Source organism: Arthrobacter sp. NtRootA1 (assembly GCF_019976975.1).
In the GTDB taxonomy this organism is placed as follows: domain Bacteria; phylum Actinomycetota; class Actinomycetes; order Actinomycetales; family Micrococcaceae; genus Arthrobacter; species Arthrobacter aromaticivorans.
The window spans coordinates 1255024-1272298 of sequence record NZ_AP024630.1 but is presented as its reverse complement, the minus strand read 5'-3'; the positions used below and the strand labels follow the sequence as shown (position 1 = coordinate 1272298).

17 protein-coding genes are annotated in these 17275 nt (G+C 62.0%); 7 read left to right on the top strand and 10 right to left on the bottom strand.

What is annotated here, in order from left to right:
• Nucleotides 1-12 precede the first annotated feature (12 nt).
• Nucleotides 13-1146, bottom strand: a complete 1134-nt coding sequence (locus tag LDN90_RS05990) for a sugar phosphate nucleotidyltransferase (protein WP_216924883.1) — start codon at nucleotides 1144-1146, stop codon at nucleotides 13-15.
• A gap of 298 nt (nucleotides 1147-1444) precedes the next feature.
• On the opposite strand from LDN90_RS05990, the gene sdhC reads away from it, so the two are divergent.
• From sdhC to LDN90_RS05965, 5 genes are all read left to right on the top strand, one after another.
• The gene (gene sdhC / locus LDN90_RS05985; protein ID WP_231343329.1) at nucleotides 1445-1780 is read left to right on the top strand and encodes a succinate dehydrogenase, cytochrome b556 subunit; all 336 of its coding nucleotides are present in this window, start codon (nucleotides 1445-1447) and stop codon (nucleotides 1778-1780) included.
• 3 nt (nucleotides 1781-1783) lie between these two features.
• Nucleotides 1784-2260 carry a succinate dehydrogenase hydrophobic membrane anchor subunit gene (locus LDN90_RS05980; protein WP_216924882.1) on the top strand — a complete coding sequence of 159 codons (477 nt, stop codon included), beginning with the start codon at nucleotides 1784-1786 and terminating at the stop codon, nucleotides 2258-2260.
• 106 nt (nucleotides 2261-2366) lie between these two features.
• Nucleotides 2367-4166, top strand: a complete 1800-nt coding sequence (gene sdhA / locus LDN90_RS05975) for a succinate dehydrogenase flavoprotein subunit (protein WP_216924881.1) — start codon at nucleotides 2367-2369, stop codon at nucleotides 4164-4166.
• Complete coding sequence (locus LDN90_RS05970; protein WP_011773975.1) at nucleotides 4166-4948, top strand: succinate dehydrogenase iron-sulfur subunit; 783 nt, start codon at nucleotides 4166-4168, stop codon at nucleotides 4946-4948. Before sdhA ends, LDN90_RS05970 begins: the two co-directional genes overlap by 1 nt.
• Before the next feature lie 134 nt (nucleotides 4949-5082).
• The gene (locus LDN90_RS05965) at nucleotides 5083-5859 is read left to right on the top strand and encodes an alpha/beta fold hydrolase (RefSeq protein WP_223948345.1); all 777 of its coding nucleotides are present in this window, start codon (nucleotides 5083-5085) and stop codon (nucleotides 5857-5859) included.
• Nucleotides 5860-5932: 73 nt separating this feature from the next.
• Here LDN90_RS05965 and LDN90_RS05960 read toward each other — a convergent pair whose 3' ends face one another.
• Nucleotides 5933-7234 (bottom strand): extracellular solute-binding protein, encoded by a 1302-nt coding sequence (locus LDN90_RS05960; RefSeq protein WP_223948344.1) that lies wholly within the window; start codon nucleotides 7232-7234, stop codon nucleotides 5933-5935.
• A 294-nt stretch (nucleotides 7235-7528) separates the two neighbouring features.
• Here LDN90_RS05960 and LDN90_RS05955 point away from each other — a divergent pair, with 294 nt between their 5' ends.
• Together LDN90_RS05955 and LDN90_RS05950 are read left to right on the top strand one after the other, a co-directional pair.
• On the top strand, nucleotides 7529-9619 hold the full coding sequence (locus LDN90_RS05955) for a hypothetical protein (RefSeq protein WP_223949248.1): 2091 nt from the start codon (nucleotides 7529-7531) through the stop codon (nucleotides 9617-9619).
• A gap of 368 nt (nucleotides 9620-9987) precedes the next feature.
• Nucleotides 9988-11052 (top strand): IS110 family transposase, encoded by a 1065-nt coding sequence (locus LDN90_RS05950; protein ID WP_223948343.1) that lies wholly within the window; start codon nucleotides 9988-9990, stop codon nucleotides 11050-11052.
• A gap of 26 nt (nucleotides 11053-11078) precedes the next feature.
• On the opposite strand, the gene LDN90_RS05945 is transcribed toward LDN90_RS05950, so the two are convergent.
• From LDN90_RS05945 to LDN90_RS05910, 8 genes are all read right to left on the bottom strand, one after another.
• Entirely contained in the window at nucleotides 11079-11231 is a 153-nt protein-coding gene (locus LDN90_RS05945; RefSeq protein ID WP_223948342.1) for a hypothetical protein, read from the bottom strand.
• 25 nt (nucleotides 11232-11256) lie between these two features.
• A complete protein-coding gene (locus tag LDN90_RS05940; protein WP_223948341.1) occupies nucleotides 11257-12342 on the bottom strand; it encodes a YihY/virulence factor BrkB family protein in 1086 nt (361 codons plus the stop codon).
• The gene (locus LDN90_RS05935) at nucleotides 12269-12946 is read right to left on the bottom strand and encodes a 2'-5' RNA ligase family protein (RefSeq protein WP_216924876.1); all 678 of its coding nucleotides are present in this window, start codon (nucleotides 12944-12946) and stop codon (nucleotides 12269-12271) included. Before LDN90_RS05935 ends, LDN90_RS05940 begins: the two co-directional genes overlap by 74 nt.
• 4 nt (nucleotides 12947-12950) lie before the next feature.
• Nucleotides 12951-13961: a tryptophan--tRNA ligase gene (trpS, locus tag LDN90_RS05930; RefSeq protein ID WP_254186354.1), complete on the bottom strand. Its 1011-nt coding sequence runs from the start codon at nucleotides 13959-13961 to the stop codon at nucleotides 12951-12953.
• A gap of 135 nt (nucleotides 13962-14096) precedes the next feature.
• Nucleotides 14097-14930 carry an exodeoxyribonuclease III gene (locus LDN90_RS05925; RefSeq protein ID WP_223948339.1) on the bottom strand — a complete coding sequence of 278 codons (834 nt, stop codon included), beginning with the start codon at nucleotides 14928-14930 and terminating at the stop codon, nucleotides 14097-14099.
• 10 nt (nucleotides 14931-14940) lie between these two features.
• Nucleotides 14941-15507: a hypothetical protein gene (locus LDN90_RS05920; protein WP_216924873.1), complete on the bottom strand. Its 567-nt coding sequence runs from the start codon at nucleotides 15505-15507 to the stop codon at nucleotides 14941-14943.
• A 62-nt stretch (nucleotides 15508-15569) separates the two neighbouring features.
• Nucleotides 15570-16403, bottom strand: a complete 834-nt coding sequence (locus LDN90_RS05915) for an ABC transporter permease (protein WP_223948338.1) — start codon at nucleotides 16401-16403, stop codon at nucleotides 15570-15572.
• On the bottom strand, nucleotides 16400-17239 hold the full coding sequence (locus LDN90_RS05910; RefSeq protein ID WP_223949247.1) for an ABC transporter permease: 840 nt from the start codon (nucleotides 17237-17239) through the stop codon (nucleotides 16400-16402). Before LDN90_RS05910 ends, LDN90_RS05915 begins: the two co-directional genes overlap by 4 nt.
• Nucleotides 17240-17275 lie beyond the last annotated feature (36 nt).

Sequence of the window (17275 nt, the reverse complement as noted above, 5' to 3'; positions counted from 1 at the left end):
TATAAGCGATTGCTACAGGACGTCCGTGTCGCCGCTGGCTTTCAGGGCGTCAACAGTGCCCTTGACCAGCTGTGCATGTTCCTTGGTAGTCACCAGGAGGGCGTCGGGCGTGTCCACGATGACCACGTCCTTGATGCCGATGAGGGCAATAACGCGCTTGGTATCGGACACCACTACGCCGCTTGCATTCTCGGCAAACACGCGGGCACCTTCGCCAAGAACGGTGACTTCATCGACGTCGCCCGCGTTGTTCAGGCGGCCGATTGCGGCAAAGTCGCCGACGTCGTCCCAGCGGAAAGTACCAGGCACGACGGCGACATCGCCGGCTGCCGCTGCCGGCTCGGCAACCGCGTAGTCGATCGCAATCTTGGGCAGTGTGGGCCAAACACGGGCGGTAACTTCAGCACGCTGGGGGGTGTCCCAGGCTTCGGCAATTTCCTGAAGGCCCTTGAACAACTCCGGCTGGTTCGCTTCGAGGTGCTGGAGCATGAGCGCTACGGGAGCCACGAACATGCCTGCGTTCCAGACATAGTCCCCTGCTTCTACATATTTGTTGGCAACTTCCTGGCTGGGCTTCTCAACAAACTCAGCCACGGCAAGCGCGTTCGGAGCGCCTTCCACGTTCAGCGCTTCACCGGAGCGGATGTAGCCGAAACCGGTGGAGGGGTGCGTGGGCTTGATGCCGATCGTGACGATCTTGCCCGTGGCAGCGGTGTAAATTGCCTCGCGCACAGTGTCCTGGAAGAGGTCGTCAGGGCTGATCACCTGGTCCGCTGCGAACGAACCCATGATGGTCTCCGGGTCGCGGCGGTGGAGAATCGCGGCGGCCAATCCGATGGCAGCACCGGAATCCTTGGGCTCGCTCTCGAGCACCAACTCGTCATCGCCCACCTCGGGGAGCTGTCGGCATACAGCGGCGCGGTGTGCCTCGCCGGTCACAACGAGCACCCGCTCGCCGGCCAGCGGCTCAAGGCGGTCATACGTGGCCCTCAACAACGTGCTGCCGGAGCCGGTCAGGTCGTGGAGGAACTTGGGCGCAGCGGCACGCGAGAGTGGCCACAGCCGGGTCCCCACACCGCCCGCCGGAATAACCGCGTGGAAGCGGTTCAAGGGAGATTCCGGGAATGTCGCGTCTTCTGTACTCACCGCAACACTTTATCCGACGCGGCGGCGAAGCCCCGCAGGCCGCCGCGCATGTGGCCTTCGTCTCACGAAGCACGGAAAATCGCCGAAATACGGGCAGGAAACATGGAATTAACAACCAGAGAAGCGCGTCCTAAATTGAATAAGCTGGTAGCGAAGCCTAGATTTAGGCGTGAGCTACGAGTGCTCTCGCAGCAGGCGTTCCCCCCGCATGGATCCCATGCCAGCGCCGCTGTGTTGCAGGAAGGTTTAATCAGTGCCGACAAAACCAGCTGGCACCTTGTACCGCGGCCGTGAAGGCATGTGGTCCTGGGTTGGACACCGTATTACCGGTGTAGTGATCTTTTTCTTCTTGTTGGTCCATGTGTTGGACACCTCATTGGTGCGCGTGTCCCCTGAGGCCTACACGGCCGTCATTGGTGCTTACAAGAACCCCCTCATGGCCCTGGGTGAAACGGGCCTGGTCGCTGCGATCATCTTCCACGCCTTCAACGGCCTTCGTGTGATCGCCATCGACTTCTGGAAGAAGGGCGCGAAGTACCAGCGCCAAATGCTGTGGATCGTGCTTGCGCTGTGGCTGGTCACGTTCGCCGGCTTCGCTATCCGCCACCTTTCCCTCGCGCTGGGAGGCCACTAGACCATGACAACGATCGAATCCCCCCGCAGCGGAAAAATCGGTTCGGGCAAGATTGCTCCGAAGTACAACCGCACCGGCTCCAGCCGTGGCAACTTCGAGATGATCGCCTGGCTCTTCATGCGCCTCTCCGGCATCGTCCTGGTGGTGCTGATCTTCGGCCACCTCTTCGTGAACCTGCTCGTGGGTGAGGGTATCCACGCCATCGACTTCGGTTTCGTTGCCGGTAAGTGGGCAGATCCCTTCTGGCAGTTCTGGGACCTCGCCATGCTCTGGCTTGCCATGCTGCACGGAACCAACGGCGTCCGCACCATCATCAACGACTACGCGGAGAAGGACTCCACGCGCTTCTGGCTCAAGGTAGTCCTCTATGCAGCCACGGCTGTCATCATCATTCTCGGCACACTGGTGATCTTCACGTTCAACCCGTGCCCCGTCGTCGACGGCGTTCAGCTGCCTGGCGGCTTCTGCCCGGCCCCGTAGCGGCTTCCTGGCGCAGCCGGCCGGCCCTGCAGGGAACCGGTTGCGCCTGACTTAGCGGAACAGCCTCCGCCGACCATCTGAATTTTTGAAAGAGAGAGCATCTGGTATGCAGGTCCATAAGTACGACGTCGTCATTGTCGGTGCAGGTGGCGCCGGCATGCGCGCCGCGATCGAATCCGGTCAGCGCGCACGCACAGCGGTACTGACCAAGCTCTACCCCACCCGCTCGCACACTGGTGCAGCCCAGGGTGGCATGTGTGCAGCACTGGCCAACGTCGAAGAAGACAACTGGGAGTGGCACACCTTTGACACGATCAAGGGTGGCGACTACCTGGTTGACCAGGACGCAGCCGAGGTCATGGCGAAGGAAGCCATCGACGCCGTGCTGGACCTGGAGAAGATGGGTCTGCCGTTCAACCGCACGCCCGAAGGCCGGATCGACCAGCGCCGCTTTGGTGGCCACACCCGCGACCACGGCAAGGCTCCTGTCCGCCGTGCTTGCTACGCTGCCGACCGCACTGGCCACATGATCCTGCAGACGCTGTACCAAAACTGCGTCAAGCACAACGTTGAGTTCTACAACGAGTACTACGTCCTTGACCTGCTGATCGTCGAAGAAGACGCAGTACGCGAAGACGGTACCCCGTACAAGCAGAAGCGTGTCGCCGGCGTAGTCTCCTACGATCTTGCTTCCGGCGAACTGCACGTTTTCCAGGCCAAGTCCGTAGTGTTCGCTTCCGGTGGTGCCGGCAAGGTCTTCAAGACGACCTCCAACGCCCACACCCTCACGGGCGACGGCATGGGCATCGCATTCCGCCGCGGCATCCCCCTGGAAGACATGGAATTCTTCCAGTTCCACCCGACCGGCCTCGCAGGCCTGGGCATCCTCCTCACCGAGGGCGCACGTGGTGAGGGTGCCATCCTTCGTAACTCTGAGGGTGAGCGCTTCATGGAGCGTTACGCCCCCACCATCAAGGACCTTGCACCCCGTGACATCGTGGCCCGTGCCATGGCGAACGAAGTGCGTGAGGGCCGTGGTTGTGGTCCAAACAAGGATTATGTCCTCCTGGACCTGACCCACCTTGAACCGGCCCACATCGAGGCCAAGCTTCCGGACATCACGGAGTTCGCACGCACCTACCTGGGTGTTGAGCCGTTCACCGATCCTGTCCCCGTGTTCCCCACCGCGCACTACGCCATGGGCGGCATCCCCACCAACATCACCACCGAGGTGCTGCAGGACAACGACACGATCGTGCCGGGCCTCTACGCAGCCGGTGAAGTTGCCTGTGTTTCCGTGCACGGCTCGAACCGGCTCGGCACCAACTCGCTCCTGGACATCAACGTCTTCGGCAAGCGCGCCGGCATCGCCGCTGCGGAGTACTCCAAGACAGCCGACTTCGTCGAGCTGCCGGAGGACCCGGAAGCAATGACCCGCGGCATCCTGGAGGGCCTGCTCAACGGCAACGGCACCGAGCGTGTTGCCCAGATCCGCAAGGAACTCCAGGACACCATGGATGCGAACATGCAGGTGTTCCGTACCAAGGAGTCCCTGGAGCAGGTTCTTAGCGACATCGCTTCCTTCGAAGAGCGCTATAAGAACGTCACGGTCCAGGACAAGGGCAAGCGCTTCAACCTGGACCTCCTGGAAGCCGTGGAGCTCGGCTTCCTGCTGGACATGGCCAAGGTCATGACAGTCGGTGCGCTGCACCGTGAAGAGTCGCGTGGTGGCCACTACCGCGAGGACTTCCCGGACCGCAATGACGAAAAGTTCATGAAGCACTCCATGGCTTACCTGGACAACTCCGTCACCGTCGACTCCTCGGCGGAATCTGTTGCGGGCATCCGTCTCGAGACGAAGCCCGTCATCTTCACCCGTTACGAGCCGATGGAGCGTAAGTACTAATGACGACCGAAATGGCAGAGCCCGCTTCCAAAATCGAGCTCCCGGCAAGCGTTGCGGGCGACGGTGAAATTCCCACCTTCCACATCACGCTCCGCGTTCGCCGCTACGACCCCGAGATCTCGGACGAAGCACGCTGGGACGACTACAAGCTGACCATGTACGGCACGGACCGCGTCCTGGATGCCCTCCACAAGGTCAAGTGGGAGATCGACGGCAGCGTTTCCTTCCGCCGCTCCTGCGCACACGGTGTCTGTGGTTCGGATGCCATGCGCATCAACGGCCGCAACCGCCTCGCCTGCAAGACGCTGCTGAAGGACCTGGACACCACCAAGCCCATCACAGTCGAGCCGATCAAGGGCCTCCCCGTGGAGAAGGACCTGATCGTGGACATGGAACCCTTCTTCCAGTCCTTCCGCGAAGTCATGCCGTTCCTGATCAACAAGGGCCACGAGCCCACCAAGGAACGCCTGCAGTCCGTTGAGGACCGTGAGCGCTTCGACGACACCACCAAGTGCATCCTGTGCGCAGCCTGCACCTCGTCATGCCCGGTCTTCTGGACCGACGGCCAGTACTTTGGTCCGGCCGCAATCGTCAATGCACACCGCTTCATCTTCGATTCCCGTGATGACGCCGGCGACATGCGCTTGGAAATCCTGAACGACAAAGAAGGCGTGTGGCGTTGCCGCACCACCTTCAACTGCTCGGAAGCATGCCCCCGCGGCATCCAGGTTACCCAGGCAATCGCCGAGGTCAAGCAGGCCATCCTGGCCCGCAAGATCTAGTTCACCAGGACCACTGAGGTACTCAAGGACAGCACGACGACGGCGCCGCTCACCACTGTTGGTGAGTGGCGCCGTCGTCGTTAATCTTCGGCACCGTTCCCTGAACCGGGCCTCGTAAATACAAGGAGACCAACGTGTCACGCCCTGAGAAGATCACTTTCACCGGAAGTACAGGCGACGCCTTGGCCGGCATCGTAGACGTGCCTGAGGGCCCTGTCCGTGGCTGGGGCGTGTACTCGCACGGCCTGACCCTGGGCAAAGACAGCCCCGCCGCTGCACGGATCTGCAAAGGGCTCGCGGAGCAGGGTGTGGGCATGCTCCGGTTCGACAACCTTGGCCTGGGCGGCTCTGCCGGGGAATGGTCCGCGGGTTCATTCAGCGTCAAGGTGGCTGACACCATCCTCGCTGCGGAGTTCATGCGGGAGCAGGGCAGGGAGATCTCCTTGCTGGTGGGCCACTCGTTTGGCGGAGCTGCTGTACTGGCTGCTGCGCGCGACATCCCCGGACTGAACGCCGTGGTGACCGTGGGCGCGCCTTACGAGCCAAAACACGTTGAGCACATGTTCGACGCCGAAATCGACTCCATCCTGCGCGACGGCAGCGCCGTGGTTGACCTGGGCGGCAGGCCCATGGAAATCCGCCGGCACTTTGTGGAGGACGTGGAACGCGCTGACCTGCGCGACTGCATCCGCACCCTCCACAAGCCGTTGATGGTGATGCACTCCCCCACCGACAACACCGTGGGCATCGACAACGCCAGCGAGATCTTCCGTACCGCGCGGCATCCCCGTAGCTTCATTTCGCTGGAGGGCAGTGAGCACCTCCTGACGGGCAGGGGACAGGCCGCCCGGGTGGCACGGATCATCAGCGCCTGGGCCGATCCGTATCTGGAGGTCCGCGACGCCCACTGAAGCAACCCGGGGTCACTTAGGGCCCATGTTTCCCCTTGGTAAGGGCCCTAAGTGACCCCGCGTTGGCGTTCGCCTATTTCCCGATGGCCGCTTTGCTCTCACTAAGCCACTGCTCGGCGGCCTTCTCCGGCGTCAGTCGCTTGAAGAGGACATCCGTGTTGATGCGCGCCGTAATCTCGGAGACTGCCGTGGAGCCCGTGGGGCCAATGTAGGTGGGGGCGAAATCCATCTTGCCGATCTGGTCGATATAGGCGGCCTCAACCTTGCCCTGGGGCGTCAACAGGTCCTGGATGGCCGTGCGCATTCCTGCATTGCTGGGGACCCCGCGGTCGCTCTGGATGATCTTGGCTGCGGCCTCATTGTTCACGAGGAAACTGACCAGCTTGGCAGCGGCATCCGTATGCTTGCTGCGCGCGGAGATGGTATAGAACTGCGATGACTGAAGCCAAATGCCCGGCGTGGGCGACTCGCCCGGGAGCTTGAGTAGTTTCAGGTCTGCTCCGGAGGCCTTGCTCAGCGCGGATAGCGAGTTGCTCCACGTGAGCATCATGCCCGCCTGGCCCATACCCATGAGTGTCTGCTCAGTGCTGACGTTGAGCTTCTCCACCGTCTCGGAAGCACTGGGTGCAGCTCCTGACTCGCTGAGCTTCAGGGAGTAGTCGAAGTAGGCCTGCACCGTGTCCTTATCCAGGCCGAGCTGGCCGTCCTGGGTGTAAAGGGACTTGCCGCGCTGGCGGGCATAGGCGTCCAGGGAATCGTGCGTGAGGACAGTCGCTGTTCCATAAGTGCCTTTAGGGCTCTTGGCCGTGATGTCGCCTGCGATCCTGGCGAAGTCCTCCCAGGACCATTTACTATCGTCCGGAAGCGCGACGCCGGCAGCTTGGAAGACGGCCGGGTTCACGACGATTGCCAAGGCATTGGCTCCCGTAGAGACCCCGTACTGCTTACCTTGGACTTGGCCATTCTCCAGGGCACCTTGATCCATGGCGGACAGATCCAGTGAGCCCTTGACCTTTGACAGGTCTAGCAGTGCCCCGCGGTTTGCATACTCGGCCGGGTATGCCCCGCCCATGGTGATGACGTCCGGGGCGTCATTGGCCGCCACCTGGGTAGCCAGCTTGTCGAAGTAGCCACCGATGTCCCCATATTCAGGCTTCACCTTGATATTGGGGTTGGCCGCCTCGAACTCCTTGATGGCTTTGGTGGTCAGCTCCGCCCTGCCTGCGTTGCCCCACCAGGAAAACCGGATCTCCACCGGTCCGTCGTCGGGTTTGTCGGATGTAGGAGCGGAACACCCCGCGGTGAGGCCAAGCATGCCCACAGCGGCCACGAAGGCTAGTGACTTTTGGATGGTTCGAAGAGATTTACGCGCCATTGGGTAAGCTTCTTTCATTCTCAGAAAACGGTTCCTGAAACGTATCAAGAGGGTCTATGCTCGTCAATAGTTATGAGCATGAACTATTTCAGTGGACGTGAGACACCCCCAGAAAGGCGCGGAGTGCAGAGCCAAAACGCAATCCCACCAGGGCCGGCATCCCCAACCCGGACAACAGTGACCAACACCGAAAAAATTGACCGTAAGGCTCTCGCCCAGCGGCACAACGTGCACCAGAGCCGCCTTGACCCCAGGAGTCCAGTGACCGTGGGCAACGGCGAGTTCGCGTTCACCATGGACCTCACTGGCCTTCAAACCATGCCGGAGGCCTACCCCGTGGGAGCCCGGGACGATCTGCCCCCTGGAACACTCCTCGGCACCCAGGCCCAATGGGGGTGGCACTCCACACCGCCCGCCCAACCCTCCGACCTCGCAGGCTCTACAGTCCTCTACGATTCACCCCGAGGGCCTGTGCCCTACGTGGACATGGTGGGTGACATCGTCAACGACCGCGAAACTGACACGTCCTTGGCCGAAACGTGGTTGCGGGCAAACCCGCATCGCCTGGACTTGGGGCGCATCGGCTTCCGCTGGCTGGAGCATGGCACGGCGCGCTCCATCCTTGAGGCTGAGATCACCGACACCGAACAAACACTCGATTTGTGGTCGGGAGTAGTTACCAGCCGCTTCACCTTGGCCGGACACCCAGTCAAGGTCACGACGGCGTGCCATCCCGACCGCGACGAGCTCGGCTTCCGCGTCGAGTCGCCAGCATTAGGGGCCGGCCTGATTGTCGGCATCGGCTTCCCCTACGGCTCCGAGGCGTGGCATGACGCGGCTGACTGGAATAGTCCGGACGCCCACACCACCTCGCTCGGACAACCAACGCCATCCCATCAGCACAGGGGTTCCACCCAGTGGACCGCACTCCGGGAACTGGACGACTCCCGCTATCAGGTGGTGGTTACGGGGCATGACCTTGACGTGGAGCAAACCGGAACACACGACCTCCGCATTGCGCCCCGCCGCGGACAGGCAAACCCCCTCGTTCTCGACTTCTCCGTTGCCTTCGTTTCCGCAGGAGATGGCGGCTGTATCCCGCGAGGCGCCTCCATTCGAGGCCAGGTGGCAACGGCGGTGGGCAGCGCTCCAGAACCAGGCCCCGGCGTCGAGCTTTCACCTGCCCGTAGCGTGGCCGCAGCTTCCGAGGCCCATTGGCCCGAATTCTGGTCCTCCGGAGGGGCGATCGAGCTCGACGCGACCGATGATCCCCGGGCCAAGGAGCTGGAACGCCGTATTGTCCTCTCGCAATACCTGACCGCGGTCAACTGCTCGGGCTCGTTACCGCCCCAGGAAACGGGTCTTGTCTGCAACTCCTGGCGAGGCCGCTTCCATTTGGAAATGCACTGGTGGCACGCCGCCCACTTCGCGCACTGGAACCGTGCGGATCTGCTCCTGCCATCGCTACGGTGGTACTCCACAGCGCTGGAAACCTCCCGTCAAACCGCAAAGGCGCAGAGATTCGACGGCGTCCGCTGGCCCAAGCAGGTCGGACCGGACGGCCGGGAAAGCCCAAGTCCCATCGGGACATTCCTCATATGGCAGCAGCCACACCCCATTCACTTGGCCGAGCTTGTGTACCGGGCAAATCCCAGCCATGAAGTGCTGAAAGAATTTTCGGAGATCGTTTTTGAGTCAGCGGCATTCATGGCCGACTTCGCACATCCCACTTCCCGAGGGTTCGAACTGGGGCCTCCATTGATTCCGGCACAGGAAAGCTACGGCTCCATCCGGGCCAAGGTCACCAATCCCACGTTTGAGTTGGCCTACTGGCAGTGGGCTCTTCGTACGGCGGCTGCGTGGCGGGAACGTCTCGGTCTGGAACCCGTGGAAGCGTGGACTGACGTTGCGGACGCTTTGGTGAAGCCACGTGTGGTAAATGGCGTCTACGCCGCCATCGACGTGGAGCCCTTCACCATCCGCACGGACCACCCTTCGATGCTGTGCGCGCTTGGCGTCCTGCCTCTGACGGACTTGATTGATGCGGACATCATGCGCGCTACCCTGTCGGATGTCCTGACGGACTGGGATTGGGGCAGTACCTGGGGTTGGGACTATCCCGTAATGGCAATGACCGCCGCCCGGCTCGAGGATCCTGAGGCCGCAGTCGATGCCCTGCTGCTGGACGCCGGGAAAAACACCGTCCTGCCTAATGGACACAACCGCCAAACGGACTCGTTGCCGCTCTACTTGCCCGGGAATGGTGGGCTCCTGGCCGCCGTGGCGCTTATGGCAGCTGGCTGGGACAACGGACCGGCCCGCCACGCACCAGGTTTCCCAGCTGACTGGACCGTTGCGTGGGAAGGTCTCGTCCGGGCACCCTAGCCAGACTGATAGCAACCCGGGGTCACTTACGGCCCATAATCCGCCCCAGGATGGGCCGTAAGTGACTGTGAGGATTGGGGTGGCTGGTCTGGGACTGGCTGGCAGAGTGGTAGTAGTCGTTCTGCCTCGCGGGTGTGACTCTGTAAGTGACTGGCCCTGTAGAGGGTGCCTTTGAGTGGGATCTGTCCGTCCGCGGGGTGGAGCGGCCGGTACCGCCCGGCCCACCTCGGTAACTTGATCAGAAGGTTGTCCGCCCTCAAGCGTGACTCGTCACAGTGTTGTTCCGAAGTGACCTCTACCCGGGACCGGTACCGGCCGTTTTACGGCCCTGACCACATCCGCGAATAGAGGAAGACGCCAGAACCGCCATGACTATCGTCGCGCATTCCCGTCCTTTTGTCGTCGGCGTCGACACGCACGCCAAAAACCATGTCTACGCCATCATCACCGCAGGCACCGGCGAATTGATTGCCACCCGGGCCTTCCCGACCACCGGGGCAGGCATCAACCGTGCCATCGCCTGGGTCGCGCGCCACACCGGCGCTGACCTGGCTGCCTTATGGGTCGTTGAAGGAGCCGCGTCCTACGGCGCCCTGTTGGCCGGCGCGGTCGGCGCCGCCGGCTACGAGGTCGCCGAAGCCGCGCGCATGGATGCACGTCAGGGAACCGGTAAATCCGATCCGCTCGACGCGCACCGGATCGCCGCAGCCGTTCTGCCCTTGGATGAGCAGCAGCTGCGCCGGCCACGGCTGAACGAAGGGGTCCGCGCCGCCTTGCGGATCCTGGTCTGCGCACGGGAAGCCATGACCACCGACCGCACCCGGGCGGTCAACGCCTTGACCGCCCTCCTGCGCGTAAACGACCTCGGCCTGGATGCCCGCAAACCCCTGACCGGAGCACAGATCGCCGAGGCGTCCCGGTGGCGTTCCCGGGAGGAACCACTGGCACTGACCGTCGCCCGGTCCGAAGGGGTCCGGCTAGCCAAACGCATCAGCGAGCTCGACGCGGACATCAAAACCAACAACCGCCAAATCACAGAACTGGTCCAAATAAGCGAAGCCGCCCCGCTCCTGCAGGAACCAGGCTTCGGTCCCGTCACTGCCGCCATCTGCCTTACCGCCTGGTCCCACCACGGACGGATCCGCTCAGAAGCAGCCTTCGCGTCCCTAGCCGGGGTCAACCCGATTCCGGCGTCCTCCGGCAACACCGTCCGGCACAGACTCAACCGCGGCGGCGACAGAACCCTGAACAAAGCCCTGCACATGGTCGCCCTGAGCAGAATGACCTTCGACCCGGCCACCATCGGATACGTCCACAAACGACAAGCCGAAGGACGAACCAAAAAGGAGATCCGCCGGTGCGTGAAACGCTATCTCGCCCGACGGACCTACCGAACCCTTAACGCCACAAACACGGACCCACGCCACCCTTGACAACCATAGAAGGATCCCCGCGTTGCTTATTCGCGGCGGGGTCCTAGGGCCGCTCCAACCAAGGCGCCCAAGCCGAGGCCAATCAGGATCCCCACAAAGGGAGAGTTGAAAACGAGCTGGCCAACCACCAGCCCTGCAGCGGTTCCCAGGAGGCAAGCGATCCACAACTGGTTGTTCATGAAACCTCCTGGAAGAAAACAACTCTTACGTCTGGGGCGTTGTGCGGCGTGAACCGAGGATCTTCTTGTGCGGGGTCTCCCCTGCCTGCAGGTCAGCCTCGCGGATAGCGGCCCACGAAGCCGAAACAAGATACACCTGGCTTACCAGGTTGAACCAGATCAGAAGGCCGATGATGATGGCGAACGAGGCGAGGACAGGGTTCTGTCCCGCCCGGGCGAGGAGTTCGGTACTGAATAGCTGAAGCACGGTGGTCCCGATACCGGCCAGCGCAACGCCTTCGATGAATGCCCGGCGCCCCAGCTTGAGGCCACCGGCGATATGGAACAACACGGCCGCCGTCGCGCAGTTCAGCAGGAGGGGGACGACGACCTTGACCACGGCCGCCACAGGCCCCGCAACTGCTTCGTCCAATCGAAGGAGGTCGAAGATCCAGGCAGCGGCCGTGCCAAAGATCAGAGATGCGCCAGCACTGACCACGAGGATCACGCCAAGGAGCAGGAGGGTGCCGGCGTCAACAAGTTTCTGCAGGATGGGGCTGCGCTTGAGCGGATCAGCATCCATCACGCCCCGCAGGCCTTCCCTGACACTGGCAATCCACCCAAGGGACGTGAAGATGGTTACCGCAGCCGCGATGACCGCTGTCCATCCAAGCCCTGAGGGATTGAGCAGCGTTTGCGGATCAACCAGTCCCTCGCCGCCATTTACCTGGAGGAGTCCCGGAGCTGCAGAGGCCACGCTGCGAATGACGGCGTCTTCGAGAACCGGGTTGCCTCCCAGGACGATTCCGGCGATGGCGAAACCCGTGGTGAGGAGACCTGTGACGGAGAAGAACATATTGAAGCCGATGCCGGCACTTAGGAGAGGCCCATGCTGCCGGGTGTAGTTCTGGAAGGAGCGCATGGCCCGGTTAGTGTTCAGCCTTGCGAGCAGGACGGCGAGAAGGGCTCCGGCCCTCTTCGGCAGGCCTTCTCCGGCACGCTTGACATGGCCCCAGTCCTGCCGCTTGTGAAGAAGTTGAAGTTTTAGCTTTGCCAGCTCAGTTGGCAGCGGAGGACTTCCCGCCGGTGGATGTTGATTCCGCCTGCTGCGTTTCGTCAGTGTCGCCGCCAAAGTCGAGCTCTTCCCGTAGCTGCCAAATTCCATTGGTGTCGTGCTCGTAAAGTCCCATGCTAACCACTGGGAAGGTTGCCCGGTAATCTCTCAGGACCGTTTCGGCCTCGTCCAGATTTTCCTTGGCGACATCATGGGCCACTGTGACATGCGGGTGGTACGGGAAGGGAAGCAAACGCTCAAGCGGACCCGTCTGGAGCTTTTCGTGCAGTTGCACGCACTCTTCAAAGCCTTCTTCGACGTTGACGAAAACCACGGGCGAAACGGGTCTGAACGAACCGGTCCCGGAGATGGTGATGGTGAATGGTTCCTGTGAGCGGGCAACCTCGCGCACGTGGTCCCTTGTGGCTTCCCAGTCCTGCGTTGGCGTTGTGGTGATGAGCGTGATGTGGGCAGGGATGACCTCGGCCATGGGATCGCCAAAGGATGCCCGCCAGGCCTGCAGTTCCCGCGCAACCTCCGGCGGGAAGCCGAGGATCACGCCAACGCACATGGTGTCACCGGCACCGCAGTCGGTGCCGGTGACAGCGGGCTGGCGCGATTCGTCCCGACCGACGCCTTGAAGGGTATCGGTCTTGACGTTGAGCTGGCCAGCTGCGCACATGAACTTAGCGGACTCCTTGCTCGCTGCGGTAGGCATCCCCGCGGTACGGCAGGAAGCCTACCTTGGAGTAGACATCGGCGAGCGTCGCCGAGGCGATCTCACGCGCTTTATCCGCACCGTGAGCCAGCAACCGGTCGAGTTCGGCAGGGTCTGCCAGGAGTTCGTTGGCGCGCTCACGAATGGGTGCGAGGTGTCCGGAGACGAGCTCGGCGAGGTCTACCTTCAGGTGCCCATACATCTTGCCTTGGTAATCGGCCACGATCTTCTCCACCGGAGTGCCGCTGATAGCCGAGTAGATGGTGAGCAAGTTGGAGACCCCGGGCTTGGTCTCGCGATCGTAGCGGATCTCGGTCTCAGTGTCTGTGACGGCGGATTTGATGCGCTTTGCCACCGTCTTGGGGTCGTCCAGCAAGTTGATGAGGCCCGCGGGCGATTCAGCAGACTTGGACATCTTGGCCGTGGGGTTCTGGAGATCGTAGATCTTTGCCGATTCCTTCTGGATGAAGGGCTCGGGCACCTGGAAGGTCTCGCCGAAACGGCTGTTGAAGCGGTTGGCGAGGTCCCGACTGAGCTCCACGTGCTGGCGCTGGTCTTCGCCCACGGGTACGCCGTGCGGCTGATAGAGCAGGATGTCTGCAGCCTGCAGGATGGGGTAAGTGAACAGGCCGACGCTTGCGTGGTCCGAGCCTTGCTTCTGTGCCTTGTCCTTGAACTGCGTCATGCGGCCGGCTTCACCCATGCCCGTGATGCAGTTCAGTACCCAGGCAAGCTGGGCGTGCTCGGGGACCTGAGATTGCACGAACAGTGTGCACTTCTGCACGTCCACGCCACCGGCAATGTACTGGGCGGCAGTGACCCTGGTGCGGCGGGCGAGCTCGGCAGGATCCTGCGGAACGGTGATGGCGTGCAAATCCGGAATGAAGAAGACAGCATCGTACTCGTCCTGCATACGAACCCAGTTGACCAAAGCGCCAAGATAGTTGCCAAGGTGCAGGGAGTCAGCCGAGGGCTGCATGCCTGAAAGGACGCGCTGCTTGGCGCCAACGGCAAGCTTGGTGGAGGTCACGGTACTCCCGCTGGGCAGTGTGGCGGCTGGGGTGCCGGTTTCAGTCGTGATGGAGCTAGTCATTGAGCAATACTTTCGTGAAGCTTAGAGCCGGTAGTCCACTACCAGCGGTGCATGGTCGGAGAAGCGGGTGTCCCACGAAGGCGCCCGGTCCACGACAGCCGAGAACGCGGCTGCTGCAAGTCCGGGAGTAGCCAGGTGGTAGTCGATGCGCCAGCCTGTGTCAGTGTCAAAGGCCTTTCCGCGCTGGGACCACCAGGTGTAGGGGCCGGCGACATTTCCTGCCAGGCCCCTGTGGACATCCCTCCATCCAATTTCTTCACCCAGGAAGCGGTCAAAATAAGCGCGCTCCTCTGGCAGGAAACCGGCACGCTTGACGTTGCCCTTCCAGTTCTTGATGTCCAGTTCAGTGTGCCCGACGTTGAGGTCGCCCACTACCAGCGCGTGATCGCTGTGCTTGGCCAGCTCGGGAAGACGGGTGGTCATGGCGTCCAGGAAGCGGTACTTGTCATCCTGCTTGGGCGTGCCTGCCTCACCCGAGTGAACGTAAGCGCTGACCACGGACAACGTGGAGTATTCGCCTGCGGTGTTCCTGACGGAGAAATCCGCTTCAACCCAGCGGCCCGCGGTTGCGAAGTAGTCATCGCCGATCCCGATCCGGGTGGCCGTGGGTTCTTCGCGGGAAGCAATGGCAACCCCTGCGCGGCCCTTTGCCTCAGCCTCAGCGTGGAGGATGTACCAGCCTTCGCCGATCAGCGTGTTGACGATGGCATCAGGAGCGCGCACTTCCTGCAGGCAGAGGATGTCTACTTCGCGTGGCTCCAGCCATTCCGCCATGCCGTTCTTGTAGGCAGCCCGAAGGCCATTGACGTTGACCGATGCGATGCGAAGGAAGTCCTTCTTCAATGCCGTACTCACCCGGTCTACTCTAGTCGATGATGGTGCCGGCCACGGGCTCGTCCGAGCCACCTGAGGACTTGATCATGTCCCGGGCATTGGTTGCCGTGATCGCTATGGTTTCCAACGCGCGGTTGATGGTGTCCTGGTTTGCCGCTGCACCCTTGGCACGTTCCTCATCCACAACGCGCACCTGCACCTGGACAATCTTGAAGGAGTGGTCCAGCTTGAGGTCCCGTACCTCATCGGCCTGGCTGCGTTCCGCGACAACGCGGGTGCCGCCGCTGTCAGCCGAGGACGACGACGGCGCGCGGCCGGTTGCCGAGTTGAATGCGGCTTGCGCTTCGCTCAATTTAGCTCCGGCGCGCTTCGCAGCCCTTCGAATGCTGAACACCACGAACGCGGCGAGCGCGAGCCAACCGAAGGCGACCACCGCAACTACCCAACCCACAAAGTCGTTCTGGTTGGCCGCGAAAATAACGGCCACCACGAAAGCGATGATGACTACGGTCATCCCCAGGCCGCCGATACGGAAGCCTTTGAAAAGGCTTCTACCGGACGAGGACGTGGACGGGTGCGGGTCGCCGAGAGATTGCATGAGTCAATTGTCGCAAACCCCCGAAGGTGCCTGCGCCGCTTCCACGGACGGCGAACATTTCATCACTTCAGGAACAGCTGTCGCAGCCGTCCGGTGGTCAGCATAATGCCAAGCGCGATCATCACCAGGTAGTAGCCAACGTGGATGGCTGTTGCCGGGCTGAAGGAGCCCACGCTGATCTGCCGCAGCAGTTCAACCCCGTGCCATAGGGGCATGGCTTGGATGAACCACTGGATGACCTGGGGATAGACGCTGAGCGGGTAGAACGTGGCGCTGAACAGGAACATCGGCAAGAGGATGAAGTTGATCCAGTCCATTTGCTGGAATGTCTTCATGAAGCTGGTGATGCCCATGCCGAAGCTCGCGAAGCCGAAGGCAATCAGCACTGACGCAGGGATGACCAGGATGGCCCACCAGGTTGTGAGAAGGCCCATGACCCCCATCACCGCGGTGAATCCCGTGGCGTAGAGAAGACCCCGCAACAGTGCCAGGAAAATCTCCCCCATGGCTACGTCCAACGGCCCAAGGGATGTGTAGAGCATCCCCTGGTACAGCTTGGCGAAATTCATCTTGAAGAAGACGTTCCAGGTGGAATCGTAGATTGCACCGTTCATGGCTGAGACTGCCAGGAGTGCGGGCGCTATGTAGGCCGCATAGCTGATGTCTTCGCCTCCGGGTCCCTGGACTGTGCCCACGATCGAGCCCATCCCAACACCCATGGCCAACAGGAAGAGAACGGGCTCGAAGAACCCTGACAGCAACACCAGCCAGGTGCTGGACTTCGCAGCCATGAGGCCACGGGCTACCACGGCCTTGGCGTTTCGCGAATAGAGCGGACCGAACTTTCGCTCGCGGGCGATATCAGTTGCGCTGTGGCCGCCAGTCAGGATACTCATGAGCCCATCCTCTTCACGAACTGGTGCCGGACCAGCAGCCAGCCGGCCGTGGCGGTCGCCAGGAGGTACACCACATGCGTAATGGTCAGCAAGGGGTTCTCGTCCATGCCATAGGTGAAGACCCGCCCCAGCTCAGTTCCGTGCCACACAGGCGATATCCAGCCGATCCAGCGGACAGCCCACGGCAGCGTGTCCAAGGGAAAGAACGTGCCCGAGAACAGAAACAGTGGCATGACGATGAACCGCTGCACCAAAGCAAACTGTCCCTTGTCCTGGGTGATGCTGGCGGCATAGGCCATGAGTGGCAGGCCGAAGGACAACGCCGCCACGGTCGCGACCACTGCGGACACCCATCCCCACGGACTCGGCGAAGCCCCGAACATGGCCACCACCGCTAAGTAGACCACCGACTGCAGCAGGAACCTGAGCGTGCTTGCCATGATGTGGCCGCTCGCTATTTGCTGCGGTACCAGGGGCGAGGCATGCGGCCCATAGAACACCCGCCGCCATTTGAAGCCGTCCATGATGGGGTAGGAGAATTCGCCGGAAGCCGTCATGACTGCCGCTGACACCAGCAGCGCAGGTGCCACGAATTCCAGGTAGCTGACGCCACCGAACACGGATTCGCTGTTCGCATCAACAAGGCTTGCCAGCCCCACTCCCATGGCGAACAAGTAGGCCACGGGCTGCCCCACACTGTAGAGCACCACGGACCAGCCGTAATTGCGCATGACCCGGAGCACTTGTTCCGCGTAGAAAAAGGAACCCCAACGCCGCGCCCTGGCGGCCGAGACAGCAGGCGGGTGTGCCCGCAACGGCTGCTCCGCCGTCGTGATTGGTTTGGCGGCTCCATCTCCGGGAGGGCCGCTGGT